Source organism: Maribacter chungangensis (assembly GCF_042676845.1).
In the GTDB taxonomy this organism is placed as follows: Bacteria; Bacteroidota; Bacteroidia; order Flavobacteriales; family Flavobacteriaceae; genus Maribacter; species Maribacter chungangensis.
Map to the genome: position 1 here is coordinate 720,502 of NZ_JBHTHY010000003.1, position 23,197 is coordinate 743,698.

Consider the following 23,197-nt stretch of genomic DNA (forward strand, 5'->3'; position numbering starts at 1 on the left):
AAATTCTGTACTGGATATTAACGTTTGGAGAACTGGAATTTCTTACGTGCTTTCTTCTGACCGAATTTCTTACGTTCCACCATTCTTGGGTCTCTGGTAAGAAGGCCTTCGGGCTTTAAAGTACCTCTATTTTCCACATCTATTTCACAAAGTGCTCTTGATATTGCCAAGCGTATGGCTTCCGCTTGCCCGGTAATTCCACCACCGTAAACGTTTACCTTAACATCATAAGTACCTTCTGTCCCTGTTAAGGCAAAAGGTTGATTAACTTTATATTGTAGTGTAGCTGTAGGAAAATAAACCGACAAATCTTTGTTGTTTATCGTTACCTTGCCATCTCCTGAGGATAGATATAAACGTGCTACCGCCGTTTTTCTTCTACCTATTTTGTGAACTGTCTCCATTACTTAAGGTCTTTTACGTTTACTACTTTTGGTTTTTGGGCTTCCTGTCCGTGTTCCGAACCGGCATATACCTTTAAGTTTCTGAAAAGCGCTGCGCCCAAACGATTCTTAGGCAACATTCCTTTCACAGCTCTCTCAACGATACTTGCAGGATTTTTTTCCAATAACTGTATTGCAGTGGTCGAACGTTGGCCACCTGGATAACCAGTATAGCGCAAGTACGTTTTTTCTGCCCATTTGTTTCCGCTAAGCGCAACTTTTTCAGCATTGATAATGACAACGTTGTCACCACAATCTACATGTGGGGTAAAGCTTGGTTTGTGCTTACCTCTCAATAAATTAGCTACTTTGGAGGATAAACGACCTAGCGTTTCTCCCTCGGCATCAACCAACAACCACTCTTTGTTCACAGTTGCTTTATTGGCAGATATGGTCTTATAACTTAATGTATCCACTACAAATATTTTTAACTATTAATCTTTATCACTCCCGATAAATGGGGTGCAAATGTACAATTATAAACTTGAATTGCAAATAGTTGTTTCTTTTTATTTTGTGCTTTTGATAATGTTGGGGAAAAGTGGTTTAACAAGGGCTAAATAATTGGTTTTATTGGGTTGTGGTGTTAACCTATATTCATTTTTGTTAAGTCTATTGATTGACTTCGATAAAAATAGAATTTATTTTGCTTTTGTTTTACAAGCGGTTTAATATTCGATAACATAGGATAGGTAAGGGTAAAATAATTATGACAAAAATACGTTTGAACCCTTTAACCAGTTAAAATTTATAGAATGAAGGTAAAGGCAGTTTGTATAGTTATGGTTTGTTTTTCCATTTGGTCTTGTAGTTCGGATGATAATGGAGGTACATCTGGTAATAATAGTATAGTTGGGACTTGGGATGCTACCGAATTGATAATTAATGAAGATACTGCCAGCGACGAGGCGGTTATTGGTAGTCAGATACTTAAGCTGTTGTCCAATGACGATTGTTATATCATAACCTTGAAGTTTAATGAAGACCTCACCGCTGAAGCAAGAAACAGTATTACCGAGGCAATTTCAACTGCTACTTTTGGAGCTGGTGGGTTGGATGTTCCATGTCCTACGGATTTTGAGGTAGTATCGAATTCCTACACGTTTAGTAACGGAACCATAAGTTTTTTAAATGATGATGGTGAAACGGTAAATGTAGCGGTTAGTATTAATGGGGATACCATGACCGTTGATGCTCAAAGTTTGCAGCTGCCAGAGGTAGATGAGCCTGGGGAACTTGTTTTTATAAGGAGATAAGTAAGTGTCATAATTATGGCTTAAAAGCTATGTACATTCGCAGAATTTTTGCCATAAGATTGTTCTTCCATGTAATTGCGTTCGCCTACTGTTTATAAAATTTGCTATGCACGCTTTGTTCGGGCGATCGAATGGTTAATAGGTACATTCCTTTCTCCAAATGGGCAACCGGAATATTTAGCGCACGGTTTTTTATTGTCCACTCGTGTTTAAGTATTAAATTTCCATAAATGTCCGTAACTGCGATGTCTGCTTTTTCAGTATCGACTAAGTCTAAAATAGTAATGACGCTTGTAGCTGGGTTAGGGAAAATTTTAACCTTGATTTCTTTTTGGACGATTTTCCTGTTTTGATCCGATTGTGCCAAACCATGACCTAGACAGCCAAATACAATCAAAATAAACCATAGGTGCTTTTTCATTTTAATAGATTTTAAGGCTACTTAAGGATACGCCTCTTATACCTAACGTTTGATTAGTTGTTCTCTTGTGTCTTTTTGAAATGTTTAACATGGAGGCAAACAGCCCTGAGGGAATAGGGTGGTACAAGTTGACAGTCAATTCGTTAGCCCAAATCGTATTGTATCCGAGTTTCTGATTTATAAAGACCGGAGGCTTAAAACTTTCGTTTGTATTCTTGCCTGCAAGCACCGTATATAGTGTTGTTTACGTTGCTATGGACGTATTGTTTCCAACCCATGTTGTTGCTGTTTTTGTGTTAAACTGAAGTACGATCAGTAGTGCAGCTAAAGGTGGTTTAGTGTCTCTTAATGGGCCTCCAACCAGTTCTGCCCCAAGCCGACTTCAACATCCAGTGGAACGGCCAAAGTATAGGCCTGCTCCATTTCAGACTTTATCATGGTCTTTAGTTCCTCCAATTCCGGTTTGTAGACGTCGAAAACCAGTTCATCATGCACTTGTAAGAGCATTTTCGATTTATAATTACCTTCTTCCAGTTTCTTATGGATGTTGATCATTGCTATTTTAATGATGTCCGCTGCGGAACCTTGTATGGGAGCATTAACGGCGTTACGTTCCGCTGCACCGCGAACTATGGCATTACTCCCGTTAATATCCTTCAAATACCTGCGACGGCCCAGCACTGTTTGCACGTAACCATGGTCACGGGCAAAATCTACCTGCTCGCTCATGTAGTTCCTAAGTTTTGGGTAGGTTTTGTAATAGGTGTCTATGAGTTCTTTTGCTTCTGATCTGGACAAATCTGTCTGGTTGCTAAGCCCAAAGGCCGATACCCCATAGATGATTCCAAAGTTGACCGTTTTGGCATTGCTTCGTTGTTCTCTAGTGACTTCATTTAGAGGGACATTGAATACTTTTGATGCCGTGGAGGCGTGAATGTCCTCGCCGTTTTTAAAGGCTTCGATCATGGTAGTTTCTTCGCTCAAGGCCGCAATAATGCGCAGTTCTATCTGGGAGTAATCCGCTGCCAATAAAATATAGTCTTCGTTACGGGGAACGAAGGCCTTGCGTACTTGTCGCCCACGTTCTGTTCTAATGGGAATGTTCTGTAGGTTTGGATTATTGCTACTTAGCCGGCCTGTTGCGGCTACGGTTTGCATATAGTCCGTATGTACTCTTTTTGTGCTTTCCTCTACTTGCAATGGCAGTGCGTCTACATACGTGCTTTTGAGTTTGGCGAGGCCACGGTAATCCAATACGTGTTGTACGATTTCATGGTCTTTTGCCAGATAGGATAGCACGTCTTCCGCGGTGGAATATTGACCTGTTTTGGTCTTCTTGGGCTTGTCTACCAATTTCATCTTATCAAAAAGGACCTCTCCCAGTTGTTTGGGCGAGCCGATGTTGAATTCGGTGCCAGCGGCCACGTATATCTTTTTTTCTAAGTCGGCAATATCGTTGTTCAGATCTTCGGAAAGCGAATTAAGAAATCGTTCATCTAGGTTGATGCCTTCAAGCTCCATATCCGCCAGTACACGTAACAAAGGAATTTCAATGTCCTTAAAGAGTCCGTCCGTTTTGGCCTCTGCTAATTCGGGTCTAAACTGTTGTGCCAATTGAAAGGTGATGTCCGCATCCTCAACCGCGTATTCCGTTATTTTTTCCAAGGGAACATCACGCATGGACAATTGGTTCTTTCCTTTTTTGCCAATAAGTTCCGTTATGGAAACCGGCGTGTAGTTCAAGTAGGTTTCCGCTAGTACATCCATACTATGGCGCATATCCGGATTAATAAGGTAGTGTGCCAACATGGTATCAAAATAACTGCCCTTTACTTTTATGTTGTACTTATCCAAGACCTTAATGTCGTATTTAAGGTTTTGCCCCACTTTTTCAATGTTTTCTGATTCGAAGAACGGACGTAATTCCTCGATCAGTTTTTGGGCCGCCTCTTTCTCTTCTGGAAACGGAATGTAAAAACCCTTGGTGGCCTCCCAGCTAAAGGCAATACCTACCAATTCTGCCGTAAGCGGATTTAATCCCGTAGTTTCGGTGTCAAAACAGACCGAGGTCTGCTTCATGAGATTCTGTAAAAATAATTTCATGGCCATGCCCGGTGCTACGCTTTGGTAGGAATGCGGTACATCTGCAATCGTTTTTCTGCTGGAGCTGTCTTTTATGGTGGCAGGTGAGGCGCCGTCCCCGCCGAATAATGAGAATTGACCACTTCCTGCCGAGGAAGCTACTTTTTTCCCTGTTTCTGTACCCGTATTGTGAGCTGTTGTTCCTTCTTCCTCGCCCGAAAATATTTTGATGAACTGGTCTTTTAACCTTCTAAATTCGAGCTCTTCAAAGATTTCCTGTACTTTTTCGTTATCCGGAACCGACATTTCATAGTCCTTGGCATTAAAGGTCACATCAACCTCCAAGGAAATGGTAGCCAGTTTTTTGGAGAGCAGGCCTAGTTCCTTATTGGCTTCAATTTTCTCTTTCATCTTTCCTTTTAACTGGTCTGTGTTAGCTAAAAGTCCTTCCATAGAATTGAACTGCTCAATGAACTTTTTTGCTGTTTTGTCGCCTACACCTGGCAGACCAGGAATATTGTCGCTGGCATCGCCCATCATGCCTAAGTAATCTATTACTTGTTCCGGACGTTCTACGCCAAACCGTTTTTGTATTTCTGGTATTCCCCAAATTTCTATCCCATTGCCCATACGTGCCGGGCGGTACATGAAAATATTTTCGGAAACCAGTTGTCCAAAATCCTTGTCCGGCGTTACCATGAATACTTTGTAATCTTCCTTTTCGGCCTGTTTGGCAAGCGTGCCGATAATGTCGTCCGCTTCCCAGCCTTCTAAAACCACGCACGGAATATGCATGGCTTTAAGAATGTCCTGTATGTAAGGAACGGCAATTCGTATGGCGTCCGGTGTTTCGTCCCTATTTGCTTTGTACTCGGGGAAAAGTTCGGTACGTTCCGTACTTCCGCCTTTGTCAAAACAAACCGCCAAGTGGTCCGGTTTTTCTCGTTTTATAACATCGAACAGGGAGTTCATAAAGCCCATGATGGCACTAGTGTCCATGCCCTTGGAGTTAATTCTCGGATTTTTTATCAGCGCGTAATAGCCTCTAAAAATGAGTGCGTACGCGTCTAGTAGAAATAGTCTTTTTTGTTCTGCCATGATAGGAAATTAGAAATACGAATTTAGCGGTACGAAATTGAAATTGCTAGGTTTTTTATGAAGGATTATTGGTTAGGGGAATAATAGAAAGGGATTTTCCATTCTTTTGTATTTTCTGATGTGAGGTTTTTTCTGACCTTTACACTGTTGTTGCCTTTTTGTAGTCCTGAGACATCAAGATATGCTACGATACCAAATTGCCCGGTATGCGGGTGTGTTGTTTTTAGAAAGTCCGTTTTTACGGCCACCCCGTTTAAGAACAACAAATGAGATTGGGCGTAACAATCTAAATATGCTTTGTTTTTTTTCGCTCTTAGGGTTCCATCTTTATCTTCCATGGTAAACATGCTTTGGAGCTTACACTCTTCGCGTAATATTCTTACCTCATGTTCTAAAATGGGTATAAAAATGGATAGAGGGCTTTTGGTGATCACAGCGTTATTGATTTCTGGATTCAGTAAAAAGCGATTATTTAGGTTGTTCTCCCTGTAGAAAGACAATTGCATGGTGGTCGTATCTTGCTTTCTGTCATAATTTAACAGATATCGATAATCGGAATTGACTAATTTCATCGACGCAAAACCAACACCGATTGAAAGCATAAGTAGTATCATTTTCACCAAGCCTTTTTTACGTTTAAAATTTGAGCCAAAGATCATGGTGATCTGTAATATGCTTTTGTGGAGAGGGCCATAGAATACATACGAGGTCCACTTGGAGAACAGAAAATAGAGATTTTGAACGGTTTCATTTTCCCGAAACTTTTTTATGTTGGCAGGTATGGAAATCAAAAAACCCAGTATGAATATCAGGCCAAATAACAGTAATGGAATCCATAAAATCCAAGTGAGATTTTCTGGTAAAAGCCCTTCTAGGACGTTGAACAGGATAAGGTAAAGAATCGTTATAATGGTAACGTAGCCATAAAGCAGCATAAGCCCAAATGCAGCAGAGAAAATAACACTGCACAATTCATCTACCTTTGAGATGCTCGTGGTTAGTTTTGGTAATATCCCCAAGAGTTTTTTTGTGTAAATAGGAGAATAGGCGCTATCTTCCAAACTATAGTCGGGAAATACAGAGTTTAATCCCACAAGTCCGATCCAATAGGCGCGGAATGCAAAATGTATGGCGAACATTGCGGCAAGAACACCTACGGCCAAAAATCCAAAAACGTCCACGAAATAGCCAATCTCATATTGACTTGGGTTTAAATAGTCCAAGAATTGTATGATGAGCCAATCCAACATCGAAAAGGACTGTAAAATAGCATAAATCGCCACAGCCGACACCAACAGCTCCGCCTCCCAACTTTCATCCTTTAGGCGTTGTAGCCAATTTGTTTTCTTTTCGGAAAGTTCGGAATTCACTTCGTTCATATAGATGGTCGGTGTAATGAGAATAAGGTCAAAAGATAGGGATTTTTTAAAAGTTCGGGTAGGTGCTCGTTTAAATTAGGCAAGGAAATATGATCTTCTGTCATGGATTGCCCTTGATTTACCGGAGATGCCGCTGACAGAAATTCAGATTCACTTGGTGGCATAAAAGAACTTGAAGCCGCTTCACTTTAGACAGGCAATAGGAGCCTAAAACTTTTGATTGAAAAAAATTCTCTTATTTTTCAAACATCAAACATCAAACATCAAACATCAAACATCAAACATCAAACATCAAACATCAAACATCAAACATCAAACATCAAACATCAAACATCTGAAATCTAGCTTAAGAAATATAACTCTCCGACGGATTATCTATGTGTCCCTCCTCGGAATACGTGCGATAGGAAAACCCAGCTTGAATACAATACCCACCGGTTTCCCCTTGTTTATTAATGGCGATAAAACCGATCTGAAAATCGTTCCGACCCTCATTTTTTGCCATAATCCGTTTTACACCTTCTTCGCAAGCCTCTTGGGGAGACTTTCCCTGTCGCATCAATTCAACAATCAAAAAACTGCCTACTGTGCGAACCACTTCTTCTCCAACGCCTGTAGCGGTGGCACCGCCCACTTCGTTATCAACAAAAAGTCCGGCCCCTATTATGGGTGAATCTCCCACGCGCCCGGCCATTTTATAGCCCATACCGCTGGTGGTACACCCTCCTGCAATATCCCCGTTTTTATCAATGGCAAGCATGCCAATGGTATCATGGTTCTCTATATTGATAATGGGTTTGTATTCCGATGTTTTTTTCCACTCCAACCATTCCAATCTGGATTGTTCCGTCAGGAGGTTTACCTTTTCAAAACCCTTTTCGTATGCAAACTGTTCCGCTCCTTGTCCGGCGAGCATTACGTGGGGAGTATCTTCCATCACCTTACGCGCTACAGAAATGGGATTGGCTATGTTTTGCATGGCCAGTACCGCACCGCAGTTGCCGTCCTTGTCCATGATACAGGCATCCAAAGTTACGTTTCCGTCCCTGTCCGGTCTCCCGCCAGTACCCACGGTCTGGTTGTTTACATCGTCTTCCTCTACTTTAACCCCTTGTTCAACGGCGTCCAGAGCCGTGCCGCCGGAATTTAACACCTCCCATGCTTTGGCAGAGGCGTTCATAAAATTCCAGGTACAGATAACAATAGGATATAGGGCTTTTGTGTTTTTTACTGTTTTAGCAGGTTTTGCATCTTCTTTACAGGATGTTAAAAATGGCGTAGCGACCAAAGCTGCGGTTGCGGTACTGGAATTTTTAAGAAACTTTCTTCTTTCCATAGTCAGGGTTGTTTACTTTTAGGGGTCTAAATATAACAATATGCTTGTAGAAGTTTGTGCCAATTCCTTACAATCTGCTTTAATTGCCCAAGAGGCCGGAGCTGATAGAATTGAACTCTGTTCAGAACTTGCCGTTGGTGGCATTACACCATCTTATGGCTTGCTCAAGGCCGTTGGTGAAAAAATATCAATTCCTGTGAACGTATTGATACGCCCCAGAAGTGGGGATTTTACCTTTTCCGATGAGGAGTTTGATATTATGAAAACTAATATTGCCTTGTGCAGGGAAATGGGTTTTAACGGTATCGTTTCCGGCGCGCTACATCCCGATTGTTCCTTGGATGTAGAACGAACCAAGGAGTTGATAGCAGCTACGGGCGACTTGAACTTCACTTTTCATAGGGCCTTTGATTGGGTCACTGATCCTCATGGAGTTCTTGAAGTATTGGAGTCACTTGGCGTACATTCCATTTTAACTTCCGGACAACAAACCTCCGCACCTATGGGGTTAGCTTTGTTGGAAAATTTGCATCAGCAAGCCAAAAATTGCGTCATTATGCCCGGTTCCGGTGTAAACCAGCATAACGTACATCAGTTTAAAGAAAAAGGATTCAAAGCGGTGCATTTATCCGCTGCCAGGTTCTGTAAAACCTTAAAGGAAAATCCTAAGGTGCCTATGAATTCCGCTTCGTTTTTATATGATGACGGTATTGCGGTTTCCAATTTGGATATCTTAAAAGCTGTAGTTAAAACTGTAAAATAAAACCTAAAAAGGCATCGGTTTGGGTCGGTAAAAATATCTTTGTAAAAAATTGGTTATGCTACGTTGGGTTTTATTCGTTATAGTTTATGTTGTTTTGAGCATTTATGTCCTGCAGGCTCTAAAAACGGCTGCGAGGCAGCCATGGGTCTACTACGTATACATGTTCCTTGCTGCTCTAGTAGCGGTTAATTTCATTTATCAATTTACGATTGGCGAGGCCGATGGAAGGGTGCTCAGTGTTGCTAAAAGTTACGCCTTTGGTTTTTTGTTAACAATGCTTACGTTTAAATTGATTACGATTCTTTTTCTGTTTTCGGAAGATTTGTTCCGTTTTTTTTCCGGTGGATATGAAAAGCTATTTGGTGCTTCCCGTGAGTTTTCAATGCCGCAGCGTAGACGTTTTTTAAGTTCTATTGCCCTTGGTTTGGCCGCTATCCCTTTCGGAGCGCTGTTGTACGGAATGTATAGGGGTAAATATAATTTTAAGGTCTTAAAATACACTTTGGAGTTTGATGACCTGCCCGATGCATTTGATGGGTATCGCATTACACAGATATCCGATATCCATAGTGGTAGTTTTGATAATCGAAAGATGATAGAATACGGTATATCCCTAATTAATAAACAGAAAAGCGATACTATTCTTTTTACGGGGGATATGGTGAACAACAAGACCGAGGAAATGGAACCTTGGGCAGACTTGTTTGCAACCTTGCAGGCGAAAGACGGCAAATTTTCTGTTTTGGGAAATCATGATTATGGGGATTACATACCATGGGAAACGGAGGCTCTAAAACGACAAAATTTACAGGACTTAAAGGACCTGCAAAAAGAAATGGGTTTTGACCTATTGCTGAACGAGCACCGATACCTTACCAAAGGTGATGACAAAATTGCACTTGTTGGGGTAGAGAATTGGGGTAAAGGCGGCTTTAAAAAAGCGGGTGACCTGCAAAAGGCCGTGTCTGGAATAACGGATGCCGATTTTAAGATATTAATGAGCCATGACCCATCCCATTGGGAACTGGAAGTAGTCCCGGACGAGAAACATTTTCATTTAACATTGAGCGGACATACCCACGGTATGCAGTTTGGTATAGAAATACCCGGTTGGATCAAATGGAGCCCGGTAAAATGGCGTTACAAACACTGGGCTGGTATTTATAAAGAGAAAGGACAATTTATAAATGTAAACCGAGGTTTTGGCTTTTTGGGATACCCTGGCAGGGTAGGTATTTGGCCAGAAATTACCGTGATTACCTTAAAAAAGAAGTCCTTAACATGATTTTAACCCCTTGCTTCGCTACAAAAACGGCGCAACCTCCTGTATTTTAACATTTTTTACTACATTTGACTTTCAAAGTAAAGCCTGTTATATGTCTAAATTTGGTGAACTTATAGATTTGAATATTCCGGTTCTATTGGATTTTTATGCCGAATGGAACGAGCAGTCTACCGCAATGCATCCGGTTTTAAGGGATGTTGCCGCAGCTTTGGGTGATAAAGCCAAGGTCATAAAGATAGATGTTGACAAAAACAAGGAGCTTTCCCAAGCCTTACGGGTCAAAGGACTCCCAACCTTGATGATTTACAAAAAGGGTGAAATGGTATGGCGCCAAAGTGGGGAACAGGATGCAAATACACTTGTAGGTATTTTAAGCGAATACGCTTAACGATACCGGGTGTTCAATCTTATATTTTGGACTACTAGGTTCTTAATGGTTCTCCAATAAGTTTGGTTTTAAGCCTACTTATTAGTTTTTGACAGCTTAGAATAGCGCACTCAAGGAGGATAGATAATGCAAGACAAAGGCCAAATAGTTTTTACGGTGCTGTCCTGAGCATTAACAGATGTACCACTGCAACATAACAGGTCAAAACCACAAGTTCCCTTAATTTAGGTAATACCTTAGAAATGACCTTTGGTAAGCATAGCCGCAGAACTTTAGTTTACGGTAGGTGGTGTTGCAATCGTATCTTCTAACACATCTGTTTTAGTATTGTCCAATTGAATGGTGTCCTGTTGCATATCTGGATCGGTACCCGGTGTTGTTTCTGGAATTTCAAAGTCGTCCTCGTCCGTGTAAAAGTGCTGGAACTTATCAATATACTCATTGAATATGAGGGTTTCTTTTTCGGCCATCTCCCGATCGTTGTTGTTTATTAGATTGTCTATATTACGCCTATAGGCTTCCATATCGGCAATAATTTCATCGATGTTGCTGTATTGCTCGTCCAAATTGGTTCCTGCATAGTACTCCAAGCGTTCTTGGTATATGGTCTTTAATTGATCGAACAAGGCTCTTGCCTTTTCCGTTTCGCCTACCTTGTAATAGCCGTCTACAAAAGGCTCTACCAGCGTATAATATCCGAATTGGTCTACAGGCATATTGTTCAAAGAGATTTCTATAATTTCCTTGGCCTTATCCATCTTGTTCTCTGCAATAAGGGCTTCCATTAAACGTGCAAGATTAGCTCTGTAGGATACACTTTGGATTCGTGTTTGTGTGTCATGATAGATGTCTGGACTACCAGAATTGCCCCAGTCCCACTTGGTAACGATATCGTACATCAATTCGGTATCTATCCTACCCATTTCAAAGGAGTTGGGACGTTCCGTTCTAATGGGAACGAGTTTATAGGCCATGCCATCTAGTTGTAAATAGTCCTTCATCCATAGAAATTCAGCATCATCGAAACTTCCGCCGGAGAAATAAAGAGGCCTTTTCCAATCATTATTGGCAAGGATATCCAACATCATCATATTTTTTTTGGTAATGGCTCCTGGCAATTCAATATCTATAAAATCTACGATCAGGGCAGAATCTTTAGCTTTTACCAGTCCGCTTTCCAGAACGTTTTGCTTGTTCACAGGTACCCGAATTTTGTCCGTTGGGTAATAGACCATGTTCTGTGTGTTTTCATCGTAGTTGTTGGGGTCTTGTCCGTTCTGTTCAAATAGATATTTCAGCTTGGTTCTTGGCTTATCGCTATCTATCCAATTGATAAAGTCCTTAACGGACCATCTGTTGTCCGTCGCTTTTTGAAAGTAAAGTACATCTCTATTTCCTTGGCGGTATTTCTCGTGCGTTATCTGTGAAGGAATGGGATCGCTTTCATAGGCTTTGTGTTTCATTTGGTCTACGTACCAATCCGTTTCAAATAAACTGGTACAGACAATACGCACATCGGTCCGATAGCCCTCTATTTCTTGGGCATACCAGAGTGGAAAAGTATCGTTGTCACCAATCGTAAACAGAATAGCGCCTGCATCTTCTTGGCAAGAATCCAAATAGGCCTTTGCAGAGGCGTTTGCCGTGTAGCGACCGGAACGGTCATGGTCGTCCCAGTTTTGCACTGCCATTACGGTGGGTACCGCTAGCAGACAAATGATAACAACGACAGGAGCTAAAACTTTAGGTTTTAGCCAATCCTTGAATCCGTCAAAAAGTCCGTAGACGCCTAAGCCGATCCATAAGGCGAACACATAAAAAGAACCTACCAAAGAATAGTCGCGCTCCCGAGGTTGAAAAATATAGGGATTCGTGTAGAACTGAATGGCAAGCCCCGTAAACAAAAAGAAAACAAACAACACCCAAAACTGCTTTGGATTCTTGGAAATCTGGAAAACCAAGCCGATGATGCCCAATAGTAACGGTAAAAAGAAATAAGTGTTTCTTCCTTTGTTGTTTTCAACGTCGCTGGGGAGGTTGTGTTGGCTGCCTAAGCGCCAGCTGTCTATAACCTTAATGCCGCTAAGCCAGTTTCCGTTATTATTATATCTTCCTTGAACATCGTTTTGCTTACCAACAAAATTCCACATGAAATAACGTAGGTACATATAATTGAACTGAAACTCTACCATGTATTTTACATTGTCCCATACAGAAGGTGGTTCAACTTCAATATATTCATCAAAACGCTTAAGGAAACCAATGTATTGATCGGCATCTATCTCTCCATTGGCAAAACCTGTTTTTACTTGGTCTACCGCTTTGCGTAATTCTTCATTTGGTTTTGTTATCCTAAAGTCCAGAGGGCCAAAGTGTCGCATGTAATTTTCGGCATGCTGCGAACTCCACATTCTTGGGAGAATACCCTGGTGTTCCGGATTGGGTCCTACATCGGCATCGATATATTTGTTTACGATGATGTATTTGCCAAGTGTGTAATCTTTTTCGTATTTGGGTTTTGCATCCCGCGATTCGCCTTGGGAGGCAAACATCTCCGAATAGTAGCTGCCGTAAATTGGACTATCTACGCCCGGGTATTGTTCCCGGTTATAATAGGCCAAAAGTGCTCTTGCATCCGAGGGGTCGTTTTCATTGATTACAACCTTGGCGTTTGCGCGTATGGGCAACATGATCCAAGAGGAGAATCCGAGAAATAGAAACATGAGGCATAATACAATGGTATTGCCAGTTCTAAAGTTGTTCTTTCTAGTGTAGCGTAGGCCAAAGTAGAATGCTACGATAAACAAAATACCTATTATAACGGAGCCCGAGTTAAAGGGAAGACCAAATGTGTTGACAAAAAACACCTCGCCCCATCCAAACAGGACTAATACGTATGTCAAGGAAAACTTGTAGACGAGCATCAAAAGCCCTATCACGATTACATTCGCCAGTAAAAAATTCTGTACCGTGGTCTCTTTATATTTTTTGAAGTAGTAAAGCAGACCAACGGATGGGATCGCTAAAAAACCCATGAACTGAACTCCAAATGTCAATCCCACAACAAAACAGATTAAAATAAGCCATCTATTGCCTCTTGGGTCCTCTAAGTTATCCGTCCATTTTAGTCCCAGCCAAAGTAACAAGGCCATAATGAAGCTTGCCATGGCATATACCTCTGTTTCCGTGGCATTAAACCAAAAACTATCGGAATATGTAAATGCCAGGCATCCAATAACGCCGCTGCCCAAGATAGCTATAGCTTTGCTATTGGTAAGTTCTTCCCCCTTGTCCATTAATTTTTGGGCGATGTTGGTAATGGTCCAAAACATGAACAAGATGGTGAAGGCGCTAGATATACCAGATACCAAATTCACCATCATGGCAACTTGGTTGGGTTCTAGCGCAAACATGGCAAAAAAGGCACCTATCATTTGTAATAAAGGAGCGCCCGGTGGGTGACCTACTTGTAATTTGGCGGCGGTTGAAATATATTCACCGGCATCCCAAAAACTGTTCGTAGGTTCAACGGTAATATAATAGGTAATGAAAGCGATAAAAAATACGGACCAGCCAAGTATGGTGTCCCATTTCTGGAAGTTCTTTGAAAACATGTAACCTTTTATTAAAGCTAAGGGCGAATTTACTAATTAAAATAGATAACGGACTACAATTTTCATAAACCTTTAACAGGCGTGTATATGTGTTTTTTTTGATTAATGTGTCAAAAAATGTTTGTGCAAACCAAACTTTGTTTTAAATTTGCACGCTCGAATGCAAAACTTATGTTTTGTATCTAGAGATTGGCCCATGGTGTAATTGGCAACACTCCGGTTTTTGGTACCGTCATTCAAGGTTCGAGTCCTTGTGGGCCAACCATAGTTCACACTTAATCCCGATATTGTTATGATATCGGGATTTTTCTTTTAAAGCTAGTGAAGCACTCAAAGCTGCCCTAAAAGTATTGCCCCGATCAAAACGTATGGCAGCTATGAACATGGTTTATAATTGTGGCAAGGGTTTGTCTATCTAATTGCTGTAGGTTTTTAACGACAAAATAGGTCGCCTTATCGCTAACCTTGTCGGCCGGATGAGATATTTTGTATATTGTGGTCCCTAAATGACAAAAAATGTATTGCAATAGCTGTATTCTTCTCATATAAAGAGGAGCTAATTTTAACCAGCTTTTAAACGCACTTAATTATGAATTTAACCGCAAAGCATCTTAAAATAGTACTTGTATTGGTTATTGTGGGCTTTTGTGTTGGCATTTATCTACAGGACAAAGAACATCAGAAAAGTACGCAGCACGCTTGGAAGGCCAACCGATATAACTTGGAGCGGTTCAATAAGATTACTGAATTTAATGAATCCATGAATTCCACAAATTGGAGATTTATGCGGGATAGTATCGAAGCAGAGCTAGATACCTTAATGATTCTTAGGTTTAGAAAAGAGTTTGATAGTTTGCAAACGAACAAGGAACGTATGGCGCAAAACGCTGGTGTCATTTCAGCATCTGTAGAATAAATTAGCAGAAGTGTTCCTAAGTGTCCGGTAGTAAGATTGGATGCTTCATTGTCCAAATCATGCTTGTCGGTATTATCTTCTAGTTACTGTTGCGTTGGTAGCGTTTCTTGCTGGCTGTTTTGCCCAGTATATTCCTTAGCAATTTCCTCTGTTGGCGGATTTATTTTCTTTTTATCCTTTAACATTGCCCAGGTCATAATTAAGCTTGTGGAAATAATAATAAAGAGTAAAAATCCAGATTCAAAATTTACGATTTGTGCTTCTTCCCGGATGGCGTAGAACAATAACACGGTAAGTAACCCCCTTGGCGCTACGAATAACCGGGGTAAAATATCGTTTACTTCAAACACTTTCCATATCACAAATCTAATGGTATAGATAGAATTAATAATGCGTAGGCTGATCAAAGATACCTTAAGGTTGAGGAGCGATGTAATAACAATACTTGGTCCAAAAACGACAAAGAAAAAAGTACGCACTACGAGCGCTGTTTCCAAGGTGATGATGTGTAGTTCGTGATAAATCTGATTTATTTTTTCATGCGCAAGGAGTACGGCTGTTTTCCCAGGAAAAAATAATCTGACATTTGCGATTACCAAACCAAATAGTAATATGATGATTAAAGAGGAGAGGTGGAATTTCTTCCCTATAGCTTAGGGCAGAAGCAATACGGCAATTAAGAGGAAGAGTTTTGCCTTGCTTTTTATTTGCTGGAATGTTAAGATTATAGCGTAGCTAGCAATAAGACCTATAACTATAGTCAAGACTAGGTTGCCTGCAAAACCTGCCATGCCGCCGTCTTTTGCAGGATTTAAACCGCCAATCAGGATAGTAGAACATCATAATTCCCAGAATATCGGAAAAGGTGCTTTCGTAAATATGAAAATCCTTTTTGTTATTTGATAATCCACTTACGCTTGGTATAATGATCGCGCTCGAAAGAATGGATAATGGCGCGGCATACAGCCACGCGGATTGCATGGTCATGTCCGGTATGAACTAGTATAGAATGAGCGCCGATGCGTAAGCAGAACCCAAAAGCCCTGAAAGTGCCACGGCCATGGATTTTAGTATGTGTAATAGCTTTTAGCGCTTGAGTTCAAGTTCTAAAGCTGTCTCCAATACAATCATTATTAATCCAATAATTCTTAAGAGATTTAATCCGCCTGAAAAATTCAGTGCTTCCGGAACAAAATACTTCAGTACCTATTGTAAAGTGATACCTAAAACGATGAACATTAGCACCAACGGAATATTAGTTCTCTTTGAAATGCCGTTGAATTGGAACAAAAGTATGAAAATTACAGAAGCTTCAATGATAGGGTTGTTAAGACGAAAGGATATCCATGTGGTTAGTTTTGGTCTTGTTGGTCGTTGTGCTTAAAAATAGGTCCAAAACATTAAAATATGGTGAGCATTACGTTTAAAAATTAAGATAGGGGCACATCATATAAGTAAATCGTTTAATTGTAAGGGTCTGCAGTATTGTAGAAATTAAAATTATTGTATATTTGCATCACTGAAAGGATATTTGAGTATTCATGAGGGGACAATTTGTCCCCTCTTTTATTAGCAAGAAATTACTTTATTGATATATCCATTGGTTGGTATTGAAACTGTTATTATGTTGCAGAGTAAGGTCAAGGAGTTATTGGATGCCGGATTGGAAGCCGATGATTCACTTTTTTTAATCGATTTTTCTATCGGTTCGGACAATAAGATAAAAGTCGTCATAGACGGCGATCATGGGGTAACCGTGGCGGATTGTATAAAAATAAGTAGAGCTATTGAGCATAATTTAGATAGGGAAGAAGAAGATTTTTCCTTAGAAGTGGCCTCTTCGGGTGCCGCGTCTCCTATTGTTTTGCCAAGGCAATATAAAAAGAATATTGGCAGAAAATTAGAGGTAGAAACATTGACCGCTTCTTACGAAGGCAATTTAACTGCCGTAGAAGAAGAGCATATTGTTCTGGAATGGAAGGCAAGGGAGCCTAAGCCCATAGGTAAAGGCAAGGTTACCGTTCAAAAAAGGCAGGAAATTGATTTTTCTGACATTAGGAAAGCAAAAGTTGTATTAAAATTTTAATTTTATAGTAGAAATGGAAAATATTGCGTTAATAGAATCTTTCTCGGAATTTAAGGATGATAAGTTTATAGATCGGGTAACGCTTATGGCGATTTTGGAAGATGTTTTCAGAAATGCGTTAAAAAAGAAGTTTGGTTCGGACGATAATTTTGATATCATTATAAATCCGGATAAAGGGGATTTGGAAATTTGGCGTAATCGGATCGTAGTTGAAGACGGTGAAGTTGAAGACGAGAACGAAGAAATTTCTTTAACGGAAGCAAGAAAAATAGAGCCTGATTTTGAAGTTGGAGAGGATGTTTCGGAAGAGGTGAAGCTGATAGATTTAGGAAGACGGGCAATCTTGGCGCTACGTCAAAATTTGATTTCTAAGATACATGAGCACGATAATACTACCATCTACAAGCACTTTAAAGAGCTGGAAGGTGAGATTTATACCGCGGAAGTACATCATATAAGGCATAAAGCAGTTATTCTATTGGACGATGAAGGAAATGAGATTATCTTGCCTAAAGACAGGCAAATTCCCTCCGACTTTTTCCGTAAAGGAGATAATGTTCGGGGAATTATAGAAAGTGTTGAGCTTAAAGGTGCCAAACCGTCGATAATAATGTCCAGGAGCGCCCCTAAGTTTTTGGAGCAATTGTTTTTTCAAGAAATACCGGAGGTTTTCGACGGTTTGATTACGGTTAAAAAAGTAGTACGAATTCCCGGTGAGAAAGCCAAGGTGGCCGTAGATTCCTATGATGATCGCATTGATCCCGTAGGTGCCTGTGTTGGAATGAAAGGTTCACGAATACACGGTATCGTTAGAGAATTGGGAAATGAAAATATAGATGTAATCAACTGGACGGCCAACCCACAGCTGTTGGTAACTAGGGCATTGAGCCCTGCAAGGGTTTCCTCTGTAAAGTTGAACGATGAGAAAATGACAGCTCAGGTATATCTTAAACCAGAAGAGGTTTCTAAGGCTATAGGAAGGGGAGGCCATAATATTAGATTGGCAGGGCAGCTTACAGGATACGAGATAGATGTATTTAGGGAAGGCGTAGAGGAAGATGTGGAATTGACCGAGTTTAAAGATGAAATCGATGCTTGGATCATAGAAGAGTTCAAAAAAATTGGGATGGACACGGCGAGAAGTGTCTTGGAGCAAGATGTGAGCGATTTGGTAAAACGTACCGATTTAGAGGAGGAGACGATAGTAGAAGTTGTTCGTATCCTCAAAGAAGAATTAGAAGATTAGCTATATATTAGCACAAGATTAAAGAACGGGAATCAGTATTTATGGCAGACAATGCAACAATAAGACTTAATAAAGTTTTACGCGAACTTAATATTTCCTTGGATAGGGCCGTGGACTTTCTTAGCAGCAAAGGACACGAGGTCGATGCTAGGCCTACGACCAAGATATCCGATGAGGTATATCAGGTGTTGCTCGATGGGTTTCAAACCGATATGAGCAAGAAAGTAGCGTCAAAAGAAGTCGGAGAAGAAAAGCGTAAGGAGAAGGAGGCCATTAGGATTCAGCTAGAACAGGAGCAGGAAGCCCGAAGGCTTGTCCGTGAAAAACGAAATGCGGAGTCCGAACGGGTAATCAACACCAAAGTAGAGCTCGCCGGCCCTAAAATGGTAGGAAAAATCGATCTGGATGCAAAAAAGAAAAAAGCCGATGTTGCTCCCAAAGACAAAATCGAAGCCAAAAAACAAAAGCATGAGGTTTTAAACGAAGAAGTAATCGTTCCCGACGCGGAAAAGAAAACGGTTGTTAAGGAAGAACTTTCAACTAAAAAGGAGATAGTCGCAGAAAAGGAATCGGCTGCAAAGAAAGCAGTACCCGTAGCAGAGGATAAGCTTGAAACCGCAGAGTCCGTTGCAAAAGAAAGCACTGTTGCTGCAGAGGATAAGGATTCCACTTCGGTGGCTAAGGATGAAAATGAGGCGAGCACCGAAGAAAAGCCAGAGGAGCCCAAAACAATTGAAACACAATATCAAAAATTATCCGGCCCAAAGATAACCGGTGATAAGATAGACCTGTCCAAATTTCAGAAACCTAAGAAAAAGGAAGAAAAGAAAAGCGATAATACGGATCGTAAAAAACGCAGAAAACGTATTATTAGTAAAAATACCGGTTCCGGTTCAGGGGCCAGATCTTCCGGAGGCGGCAGCACAAGAAGAGGCGATGTTAGGCGATTAGTACCGGTAAGTAAAGTAGAGCCTACGGAAGAGGATGTGCAAAAGCAGGTACGGGAGACTTTGGAGAAGTTGCAGGGCAAATCCAAGAAAGGCAAAGGTGCAAAGTATAGAAGAAGCAAAAGGGATCAGCATAGAGAGCAGACAGAAAAGGATTTAGAACAGCAAGAATTACAAAGCAAAGTGCTTAAGGTAACCGAGTTCGTTACGGCGAGTGAGGTAGCTACGATGATGGAAGTCTCTACTACGGAGATCATTTCTGCTTGTATGTCCTTGGGTATTATGGTGACCATGAACCAGCGTTTGGATGCTGAGACCTTGGCCATTGTTGCAGAGGAGTTTGGCTATGAGGTAGATTTCGTTACCGCGGATATTGAAGAAAGTATCGTTGAAGAAGAAGATGCTCCAGAAGATTTAAAACCAAGAGCTCCAATCGTTACCGTTATGGGTCATGTTGACCACGGTAAGACCTCTTTGTTGGATTACATTAGAAAGGAGAATGTTATTGCCGGTGAAAGCGGAGGTATTACCCAGCATATAGGTGCTTACGGCGTTACCTTGGAAAACGGTGAAAGCATATCATTTTTGGATACGCCTGGCCACGAAGCGTTTACCGCAATGCGTGCTAGGGGAGCCCAAGTAACGGATATAGCTATTATCGTTGTGGCGGCCGATGATGATATTATGCCTCAAACCAAGGAAGCAATTAGTCACGCACAGGCAGCCGGGGTTCCTATTGTTTTTGCTATAAATAAAATAGACAGGCCAACTGCCAATCCCGATAAAATTAAAGAAGGTCTTGCGCAAATGAACTTGTTGGTAGAGGATTGGGGCGGAAAAATTCAATCCCATGATATTTCTGCTAAGACCGGCGCTGGCGTTAAAGAGTTATTGGAAAAAGTGCTTTTGGAGGCTGAATTATTGGAATTGAAAGCGAATCCGAACAAGGCTGCGACAGGTACAGTGGTCGAGGCATTTTTGGACAAGGGTAAAGGGTATGTGTCAACTATCTTGGTGCAGGCTGGAACCTTGAAAATTGGAGATTATGTTTTGGCCGGTACTACGAGTGGTAAGGTCAAGGCAATGCAGGATGAACGCGGAAAGAATGTATCCGCAGTTGGGCCCTCGAGACCTATTTCGATTTTAGGTTTGGATAGTGCACCGCAGGCAGGGGATAAATTCTATGTTTTGGCAGATGAACGCGAAGCAAAGCAGATTGCTTCCAGGAGATCGCAGTTGCAGCGCGAGCAATCTGTTAGAACACAGCGGCATATAACCTTGGACGAAATTGGAAGAAGAATTGCGCTAGGTGAGTTCAAGGAATTGAATATTATACTTAAAGGCGATGTAGATGGTTCCGTGGAGGCATTGACAGATTCGTTCCAGAAGTTGTCTACCGATGAGATTCAAGTAAATATTATTTACAAGGCGGTAGGACCGATCACAGAATCGGACGTTTTACTTGCATCGGCTTCAGACGCTGTTATCATCGGATTTAATGTTAGGCCAATGGGTAACGCCAAATCTATTGCAGAGAAGGAAGAGATAGATATCCGTATGTATTCTATTATTTACGATGCGATTAATGATCTTAAGGACGCGATGGAAGGAATGCTTTCTCCTGAAATGAAGGAGGAGATTACTGGAACGGCTGAAATACGTGAAACTTTTAAAATATCCAAGGTAGGAACTATTGCTGGTTGTATGGTAACAACCGGTAAGCTGTTTAGGAATACAAATATTCGTCTAATTAGGGATGGAGTGGTTATTTACACCGGTGAATTCGCTTCTTTAAAACGATTTAAGGATGATGTTAAGGAAGTGGCGAAAGGATATGATTGTGGAATCCAAATAAAGAATTATAATGACATACAAATAGGAGATGTTATCGAAGGATTCCAAGAAGTAGCGGTAAAGAAAAAGCTTAAGTCCAAGTAAGCGGACGGAAATAAACAAGGATAAAAAAATCGGCCTATTAGGCCGATTTTTTTGGTTTTAACAACATGGCGTTCGGGTATTTCTCCCGTACTTCATTAAATTTTCGTTCTGCCTCCATTTTGGTTTTGAATTTCCCGACCCTTACACGGTAAGTGGGCGAGTCAAAATCTATGTTGGACGGAAGATTTGGAAAATCCACTTCAACATCCGCCTTAATGCGTTCTGCTTGGGCATGGGTACCAAATCCAACTTGTATTCTATAATATTGTGACGTTTTAAGTGCATCTTTATACAAAGTCAATAACTCCGAAATATCCTGATCTTGCTCTATACGTATTTGGCCTTCTTGGGCGTATGTTAATTGACTGATCGCCAAACAAAAAAAAGCGTAAAGTAATTTATTCATAGGGGTAATATTTTGGTTTTGTGCAAGTTGCAAAGGTAAATTTTTTGCAGTTTAGGTGAAGCGTTTACACGCCTATTTAGAACAATTATAAATTATAAATTATAAATAGATTAACGTTTTTTCAAATAAAGTCTATGTCGTATTTTTGCATCCAGTTCAGGCATTTGATCGGTTGTTACATCAATTCATGTCCACAACCGTGCCAAGTATCCGATTGAAACATTTTATATATGAAAAAGGTTACATACCTAAATCAGTTTTCTAAGGCTTTTGCCTTGGGCATAGTGTTTTTCCTATTTTTTTCTACTGCGTTAAGTGCGCAAGAAGAAGTTGCTGAGGGTTCTGGGGATCCTGTAGCCGGGAAAGCTTTGTTTAATCAGAATTGTGCCGCTTGTCATGCGCTAAATCGCAATATGACGGGGCCGGCGTTGGCAAATGTAGAGGAAAGGCTGTACGGAGAGGAAGGTTTGGATAAGGAATGGATGTATGCTTGGATTCGCAACAGTCAAGGATTGATCAAATCCGGTGATGCGTATGCGGTTAAGATCTACGAGAAGTACAACCAAGCTGCAATGACCGCTTTTCCTACGCTTTCCGATGCGGATATAGATAATATTTTGGCATACACGGCCGCTCCGCCCCCGGCGCCTGTTGTTCCTGCTGCTGATGCTGCTGTTTCAGTTAGTTCCGGCGCATCTTCTGGTGGTATTACGAATGAGGTTATACTTGGTGCCTTGGTTCTTGTTTTTGCCCTGTTGGTGGTAATGTTGGTTTTGGTTAACATGACGCTCAGAAGAATCGCAGATGCGAATGGTGTGGTTTTGGAGAAAGAGAAGGCTGAGAAAAGAACTCCTATTTGGAAGGCGTTTGCTCAAAATCAGTTTTTGGTGTTGGTTACAACGGTAATTTTGCTATTGGGCAGTGCTTACTTTGCATACGGATGGATGATGCAGGTAGGTGTTGATCAAGGGTATGCCCCGATACAGCCCATACATTATTCCCATAAAATTCACGCTGGTGACAACAAGATAGAGTGTCAATATTGCCACTCCTCTGCAAGGGTCTCCAAGCATTCGGGGATACCTTCGTTGAACGTTTGTATGAATTGTCATAAATCTATCTACGAATACAAAGGAAACCCGGAGGGTCCTACTGCCGAGGATTTGGCGAATGGGTATACGAACGAGTTTTATACCAATGAGATAAAGAAATTATATAAGGCCGTAGGATGGGACGAAGAGAACCAAAGATACACTGGTGAAAGTCAACCAGTAGAATGGGTTCGTATCCACAACCTTCCCGATTTTGCATATTTTAATCACTCGCAGCATGTTTCGGTTGCAGGTGTGGATTGTACAACGTGTCACGGTCCTGTAGAGGAGATGGAGATCATGTACCAGTATTCTCCTTTGACCATGGGGTGGTGTATAGATTGTCATCGAGAAACCGATGTAAAGGTTGAGGGTAATGAATATTACGAAAAGATTCATGCGGAGCTTTCCAAAAAGTATGGTGTTGAGAGTTTAACGGCGGCCCAAATGGGTGGTCTGGAATGTGGAAAGTGCCACTATTAATAAATTTAAGAAGCTAAAT

General features: G+C 41.0%; 19 protein-coding genes and 1 tRNA gene. 11 read left to right on the top strand and 9 right to left on the bottom strand.

The annotated features are described in order from the left end of the window. Positions 1-17 precede the first annotated feature (17 nt). Both rpsI and rplM read right to left on the bottom strand, forming a co-directional pair. Positions 18-404, bottom strand: a complete 387-nt coding sequence (gene rpsI / locus ACFQZJ_RS03085) for a 30S ribosomal protein S9 (RefSeq protein WP_379932217.1) — start codon at positions 402-404, stop codon at positions 18-20. Continuing rightward, complete coding sequence (rplM, locus tag ACFQZJ_RS03090) at positions 404-859, bottom strand: 50S ribosomal protein L13 (RefSeq protein WP_379932219.1); 456 nt, start codon at positions 857-859, stop codon at positions 404-406. Before rplM ends, rpsI begins: the two co-directional genes overlap by 1 nt. Positions 860-1,198: 339 nt before the next feature. On the opposite strand from rplM, the gene ACFQZJ_RS03095 reads away from it, so the two are divergent. Beyond that, positions 1,199-1,699, top strand: a complete 501-nt coding sequence (locus tag ACFQZJ_RS03095; protein ID WP_379932221.1) for a hypothetical protein — start codon at positions 1,199-1,201, stop codon at positions 1,697-1,699. A gap of 85 nt (positions 1,700-1,784) precedes the next feature. Here the strand turns inward: ACFQZJ_RS03095 and ACFQZJ_RS03100 are convergent, their stop codons facing one another. The 4 genes from ACFQZJ_RS03100 to ACFQZJ_RS03115 all read right to left on the bottom strand — a co-directional run bounded on the left by ACFQZJ_RS03100 (position 1,785) and on the right by ACFQZJ_RS03115 (position 8,015). Next, entirely contained in the window at positions 1,785-2,120 is a 336-nt protein-coding gene (locus tag ACFQZJ_RS03100) for a T9SS type A sorting domain-containing protein (protein ID WP_379932222.1), read from the bottom strand. Positions 2,121-2,465: 345 nt separating this feature from the next. Continuing rightward, positions 2,466-5,300, bottom strand: coding sequence for a DNA polymerase I (polA, locus tag ACFQZJ_RS03105; RefSeq protein WP_379932224.1), 2,835 nt, complete (start codon positions 5,298-5,300; stop codon positions 2,466-2,468). 65 nt (positions 5,301-5,365) lie between these two features. Next, complete coding sequence (locus ACFQZJ_RS03110; RefSeq protein ID WP_379932227.1) at positions 5,366-6,679, bottom strand: hypothetical protein; 1,314 nt, start codon at positions 6,677-6,679, stop codon at positions 5,366-5,368. A 346-nt stretch (positions 6,680-7,025) separates the two neighbouring features. After that, positions 7,026-8,015, bottom strand: coding sequence for an isoaspartyl peptidase/L-asparaginase family protein (locus tag ACFQZJ_RS03115; protein ID WP_379932228.1), 990 nt, complete (start codon positions 8,013-8,015; stop codon positions 7,026-7,028). A 40-nt stretch (positions 8,016-8,055) separates the two neighbouring features. Between ACFQZJ_RS03115 and ACFQZJ_RS03120 the strand changes: the two genes are divergently transcribed. From ACFQZJ_RS03120 to ACFQZJ_RS03130, 3 genes are all read left to right on the top strand, one after another. Continuing rightward, entirely contained in the window at positions 8,056-8,778 is a 723-nt protein-coding gene (locus tag ACFQZJ_RS03120; RefSeq protein ID WP_379932230.1) for a copper homeostasis protein CutC, read from the top strand. A 55-nt stretch (positions 8,779-8,833) separates the two neighbouring features. Continuing rightward, positions 8,834-10,063, top strand: coding sequence for a metallophosphoesterase (locus ACFQZJ_RS03125; RefSeq protein ID WP_379932231.1), 1,230 nt, complete (start codon positions 8,834-8,836; stop codon positions 10,061-10,063). Between the two features lie 91 nt (positions 10,064-10,154). Then, positions 10,155-10,451: a thioredoxin family protein gene (locus tag ACFQZJ_RS03130; RefSeq protein ID WP_379932232.1), complete on the top strand. Its 297-nt coding sequence runs from the start codon at positions 10,155-10,157 to the stop codon at positions 10,449-10,451. A 272-nt stretch (positions 10,452-10,723) separates the two neighbouring features. Here ACFQZJ_RS03130 and ACFQZJ_RS03135 read toward each other — a convergent pair whose 3' ends face one another. Next, positions 10,724-14,065, bottom strand: coding sequence for a glycosyltransferase family 117 protein (locus ACFQZJ_RS03135; RefSeq protein ID WP_379932233.1), 3,342 nt, complete (start codon positions 14,063-14,065; stop codon positions 10,724-10,726). A gap of 190 nt (positions 14,066-14,255) precedes the next feature. On the opposite strand from ACFQZJ_RS03135, the gene ACFQZJ_RS03140 reads away from it, so the two are divergent. Together ACFQZJ_RS03140 and ACFQZJ_RS03145 are read left to right on the top strand one after the other, a co-directional pair. Beyond that, positions 14,256-14,330, top strand: a tRNA-Gln gene (locus ACFQZJ_RS03140). A gap of 324 nt (positions 14,331-14,654) precedes the next feature. Further along, a complete protein-coding gene (locus ACFQZJ_RS03145) occupies positions 14,655-14,981 on the top strand; it encodes a hypothetical protein (protein WP_379932235.1) in 327 nt (108 codons plus the stop codon). Between the two features lie 83 nt (positions 14,982-15,064). On the opposite strand, the gene ACFQZJ_RS03150 is transcribed toward ACFQZJ_RS03145, so the two are convergent. Further along, entirely contained in the window at positions 15,065-15,478 is a 414-nt protein-coding gene (locus ACFQZJ_RS03150) for a hypothetical protein (protein WP_379932237.1), read from the bottom strand. Positions 15,479-16,212: 734 nt separating this feature from the next. Here ACFQZJ_RS03150 and ACFQZJ_RS03155 point away from each other — a divergent pair. The 4 genes from ACFQZJ_RS03155 (at position 16,213) to infB (ending at position 21,198) form a co-directional block, all read left to right on the top strand. Further along, positions 16,213-16,365 carry a hypothetical protein gene (locus tag ACFQZJ_RS03155; protein WP_379932239.1) on the top strand — a complete coding sequence of 51 codons (153 nt, stop codon included), beginning with the start codon at positions 16,213-16,215 and terminating at the stop codon, positions 16,363-16,365. 240 nt (positions 16,366-16,605) lie between these two features. Further along, positions 16,606-17,067, top strand: a complete 462-nt coding sequence (gene rimP, locus ACFQZJ_RS03160) for a ribosome assembly cofactor RimP (RefSeq protein WP_379932240.1) — start codon at positions 16,606-16,608, stop codon at positions 17,065-17,067. A gap of 13 nt (positions 17,068-17,080) precedes the next feature. After that, positions 17,081-18,313, top strand: a complete 1,233-nt coding sequence (nusA, locus tag ACFQZJ_RS03165) for a transcription termination factor NusA (RefSeq protein WP_379932242.1) — start codon at positions 17,081-17,083, stop codon at positions 18,311-18,313. Positions 18,314-18,354: 41 nt separating this feature from the next. Next, on the top strand, positions 18,355-21,198 hold the full coding sequence (gene infB / locus ACFQZJ_RS03170) for a translation initiation factor IF-2 (RefSeq protein ID WP_379932243.1): 2,844 nt from the start codon (positions 18,355-18,357) through the stop codon (positions 21,196-21,198). A gap of 37 nt (positions 21,199-21,235) precedes the next feature. On the opposite strand, the gene ACFQZJ_RS03175 is transcribed toward infB, so the two are convergent. Then, complete coding sequence (locus tag ACFQZJ_RS03175; protein ID WP_379932245.1) at positions 21,236-21,604, bottom strand: SPOR domain-containing protein; 369 nt, start codon at positions 21,602-21,604, stop codon at positions 21,236-21,238. A gap of 230 nt (positions 21,605-21,834) precedes the next feature. On the opposite strand from ACFQZJ_RS03175, the gene ACFQZJ_RS03180 reads away from it, so the two are divergent. Next, a complete protein-coding gene (locus ACFQZJ_RS03180; RefSeq protein WP_379932247.1) occupies positions 21,835-23,178 on the top strand; it encodes a cytochrome c3 family protein in 1,344 nt (447 codons plus the stop codon). Positions 23,179-23,197: the final 19 nt, after the last annotated feature.

Excerpts from the sequence above, each read along its gene's own strand:
- rpsI (WP_379932217.1), bottom strand. The coding sequence starts at position 404 with ATGGAGACAGTTCACAAAATAGGTAGAAGAAAAACGGCGGTAGCACGT.
- ACFQZJ_RS03095 (WP_379932221.1), top strand. The coding sequence starts at position 1,199 with ATGAAGGTAAAGGCAGTTTGTATAGTTATGGTTTGTTTTTCCATTTGG.
- ACFQZJ_RS03100 (WP_379932222.1), bottom strand. The coding sequence starts at position 2,120 with ATGAAAAAGCACCTATGGTTTATTTTGATTGTATTTGGCTGTCTAGGT.
- polA (WP_379932224.1), bottom strand. The coding sequence starts at position 5,300 with ATGGCAGAACAAAAAAGACTATTTCTACTAGACGCGTACGCACTCATT.
- ACFQZJ_RS03110 (WP_379932227.1), bottom strand. The coding sequence starts at position 6,679 with ATGAACGAAGTGAATTCCGAACTTTCCGAAAAGAAAACAAATTGGCTA.
- ACFQZJ_RS03115 (WP_379932228.1), bottom strand. The coding sequence starts at position 8,015 with ATGGAAAGAAGAAAGTTTCTTAAAAATTCCAGTACCGCAACCGCAGCT.
- ACFQZJ_RS03120 (WP_379932230.1), top strand. The coding sequence starts at position 8,056 with ATGCTTGTAGAAGTTTGTGCCAATTCCTTACAATCTGCTTTAATTGCC.
- ACFQZJ_RS03125 (WP_379932231.1), top strand. The coding sequence starts at position 8,834 with ATGCTACGTTGGGTTTTATTCGTTATAGTTTATGTTGTTTTGAGCATT.
- ACFQZJ_RS03130 (WP_379932232.1), top strand. The coding sequence starts at position 10,155 with ATGTCTAAATTTGGTGAACTTATAGATTTGAATATTCCGGTTCTATTG.
- ACFQZJ_RS03135 (WP_379932233.1), bottom strand. The coding sequence starts at position 14,065 with ATGTTTTCAAAGAACTTCCAGAAATGGGACACCATACTTGGCTGGTCC.
- ACFQZJ_RS03145 (WP_379932235.1), top strand. The coding sequence starts at position 14,655 with ATGAATTTAACCGCAAAGCATCTTAAAATAGTACTTGTATTGGTTATT.
- ACFQZJ_RS03155 (WP_379932239.1), top strand. The coding sequence starts at position 16,213 with ATGAACATTAGCACCAACGGAATATTAGTTCTCTTTGAAATGCCGTTG.
- rimP (WP_379932240.1), top strand. The coding sequence starts at position 16,606 with ATGTTGCAGAGTAAGGTCAAGGAGTTATTGGATGCCGGATTGGAAGCC.
- nusA (WP_379932242.1), top strand. The coding sequence starts at position 17,081 with ATGGAAAATATTGCGTTAATAGAATCTTTCTCGGAATTTAAGGATGAT.
- infB (WP_379932243.1), top strand. The coding sequence starts at position 18,355 with ATGGCAGACAATGCAACAATAAGACTTAATAAAGTTTTACGCGAACTT.
- ACFQZJ_RS03175 (WP_379932245.1), bottom strand. The coding sequence starts at position 21,604 with ATGAATAAATTACTTTACGCTTTTTTTTGTTTGGCGATCAGTCAATTA.
- ACFQZJ_RS03180 (WP_379932247.1), top strand. The coding sequence starts at position 21,835 with ATGAAAAAGGTTACATACCTAAATCAGTTTTCTAAGGCTTTTGCCTTG.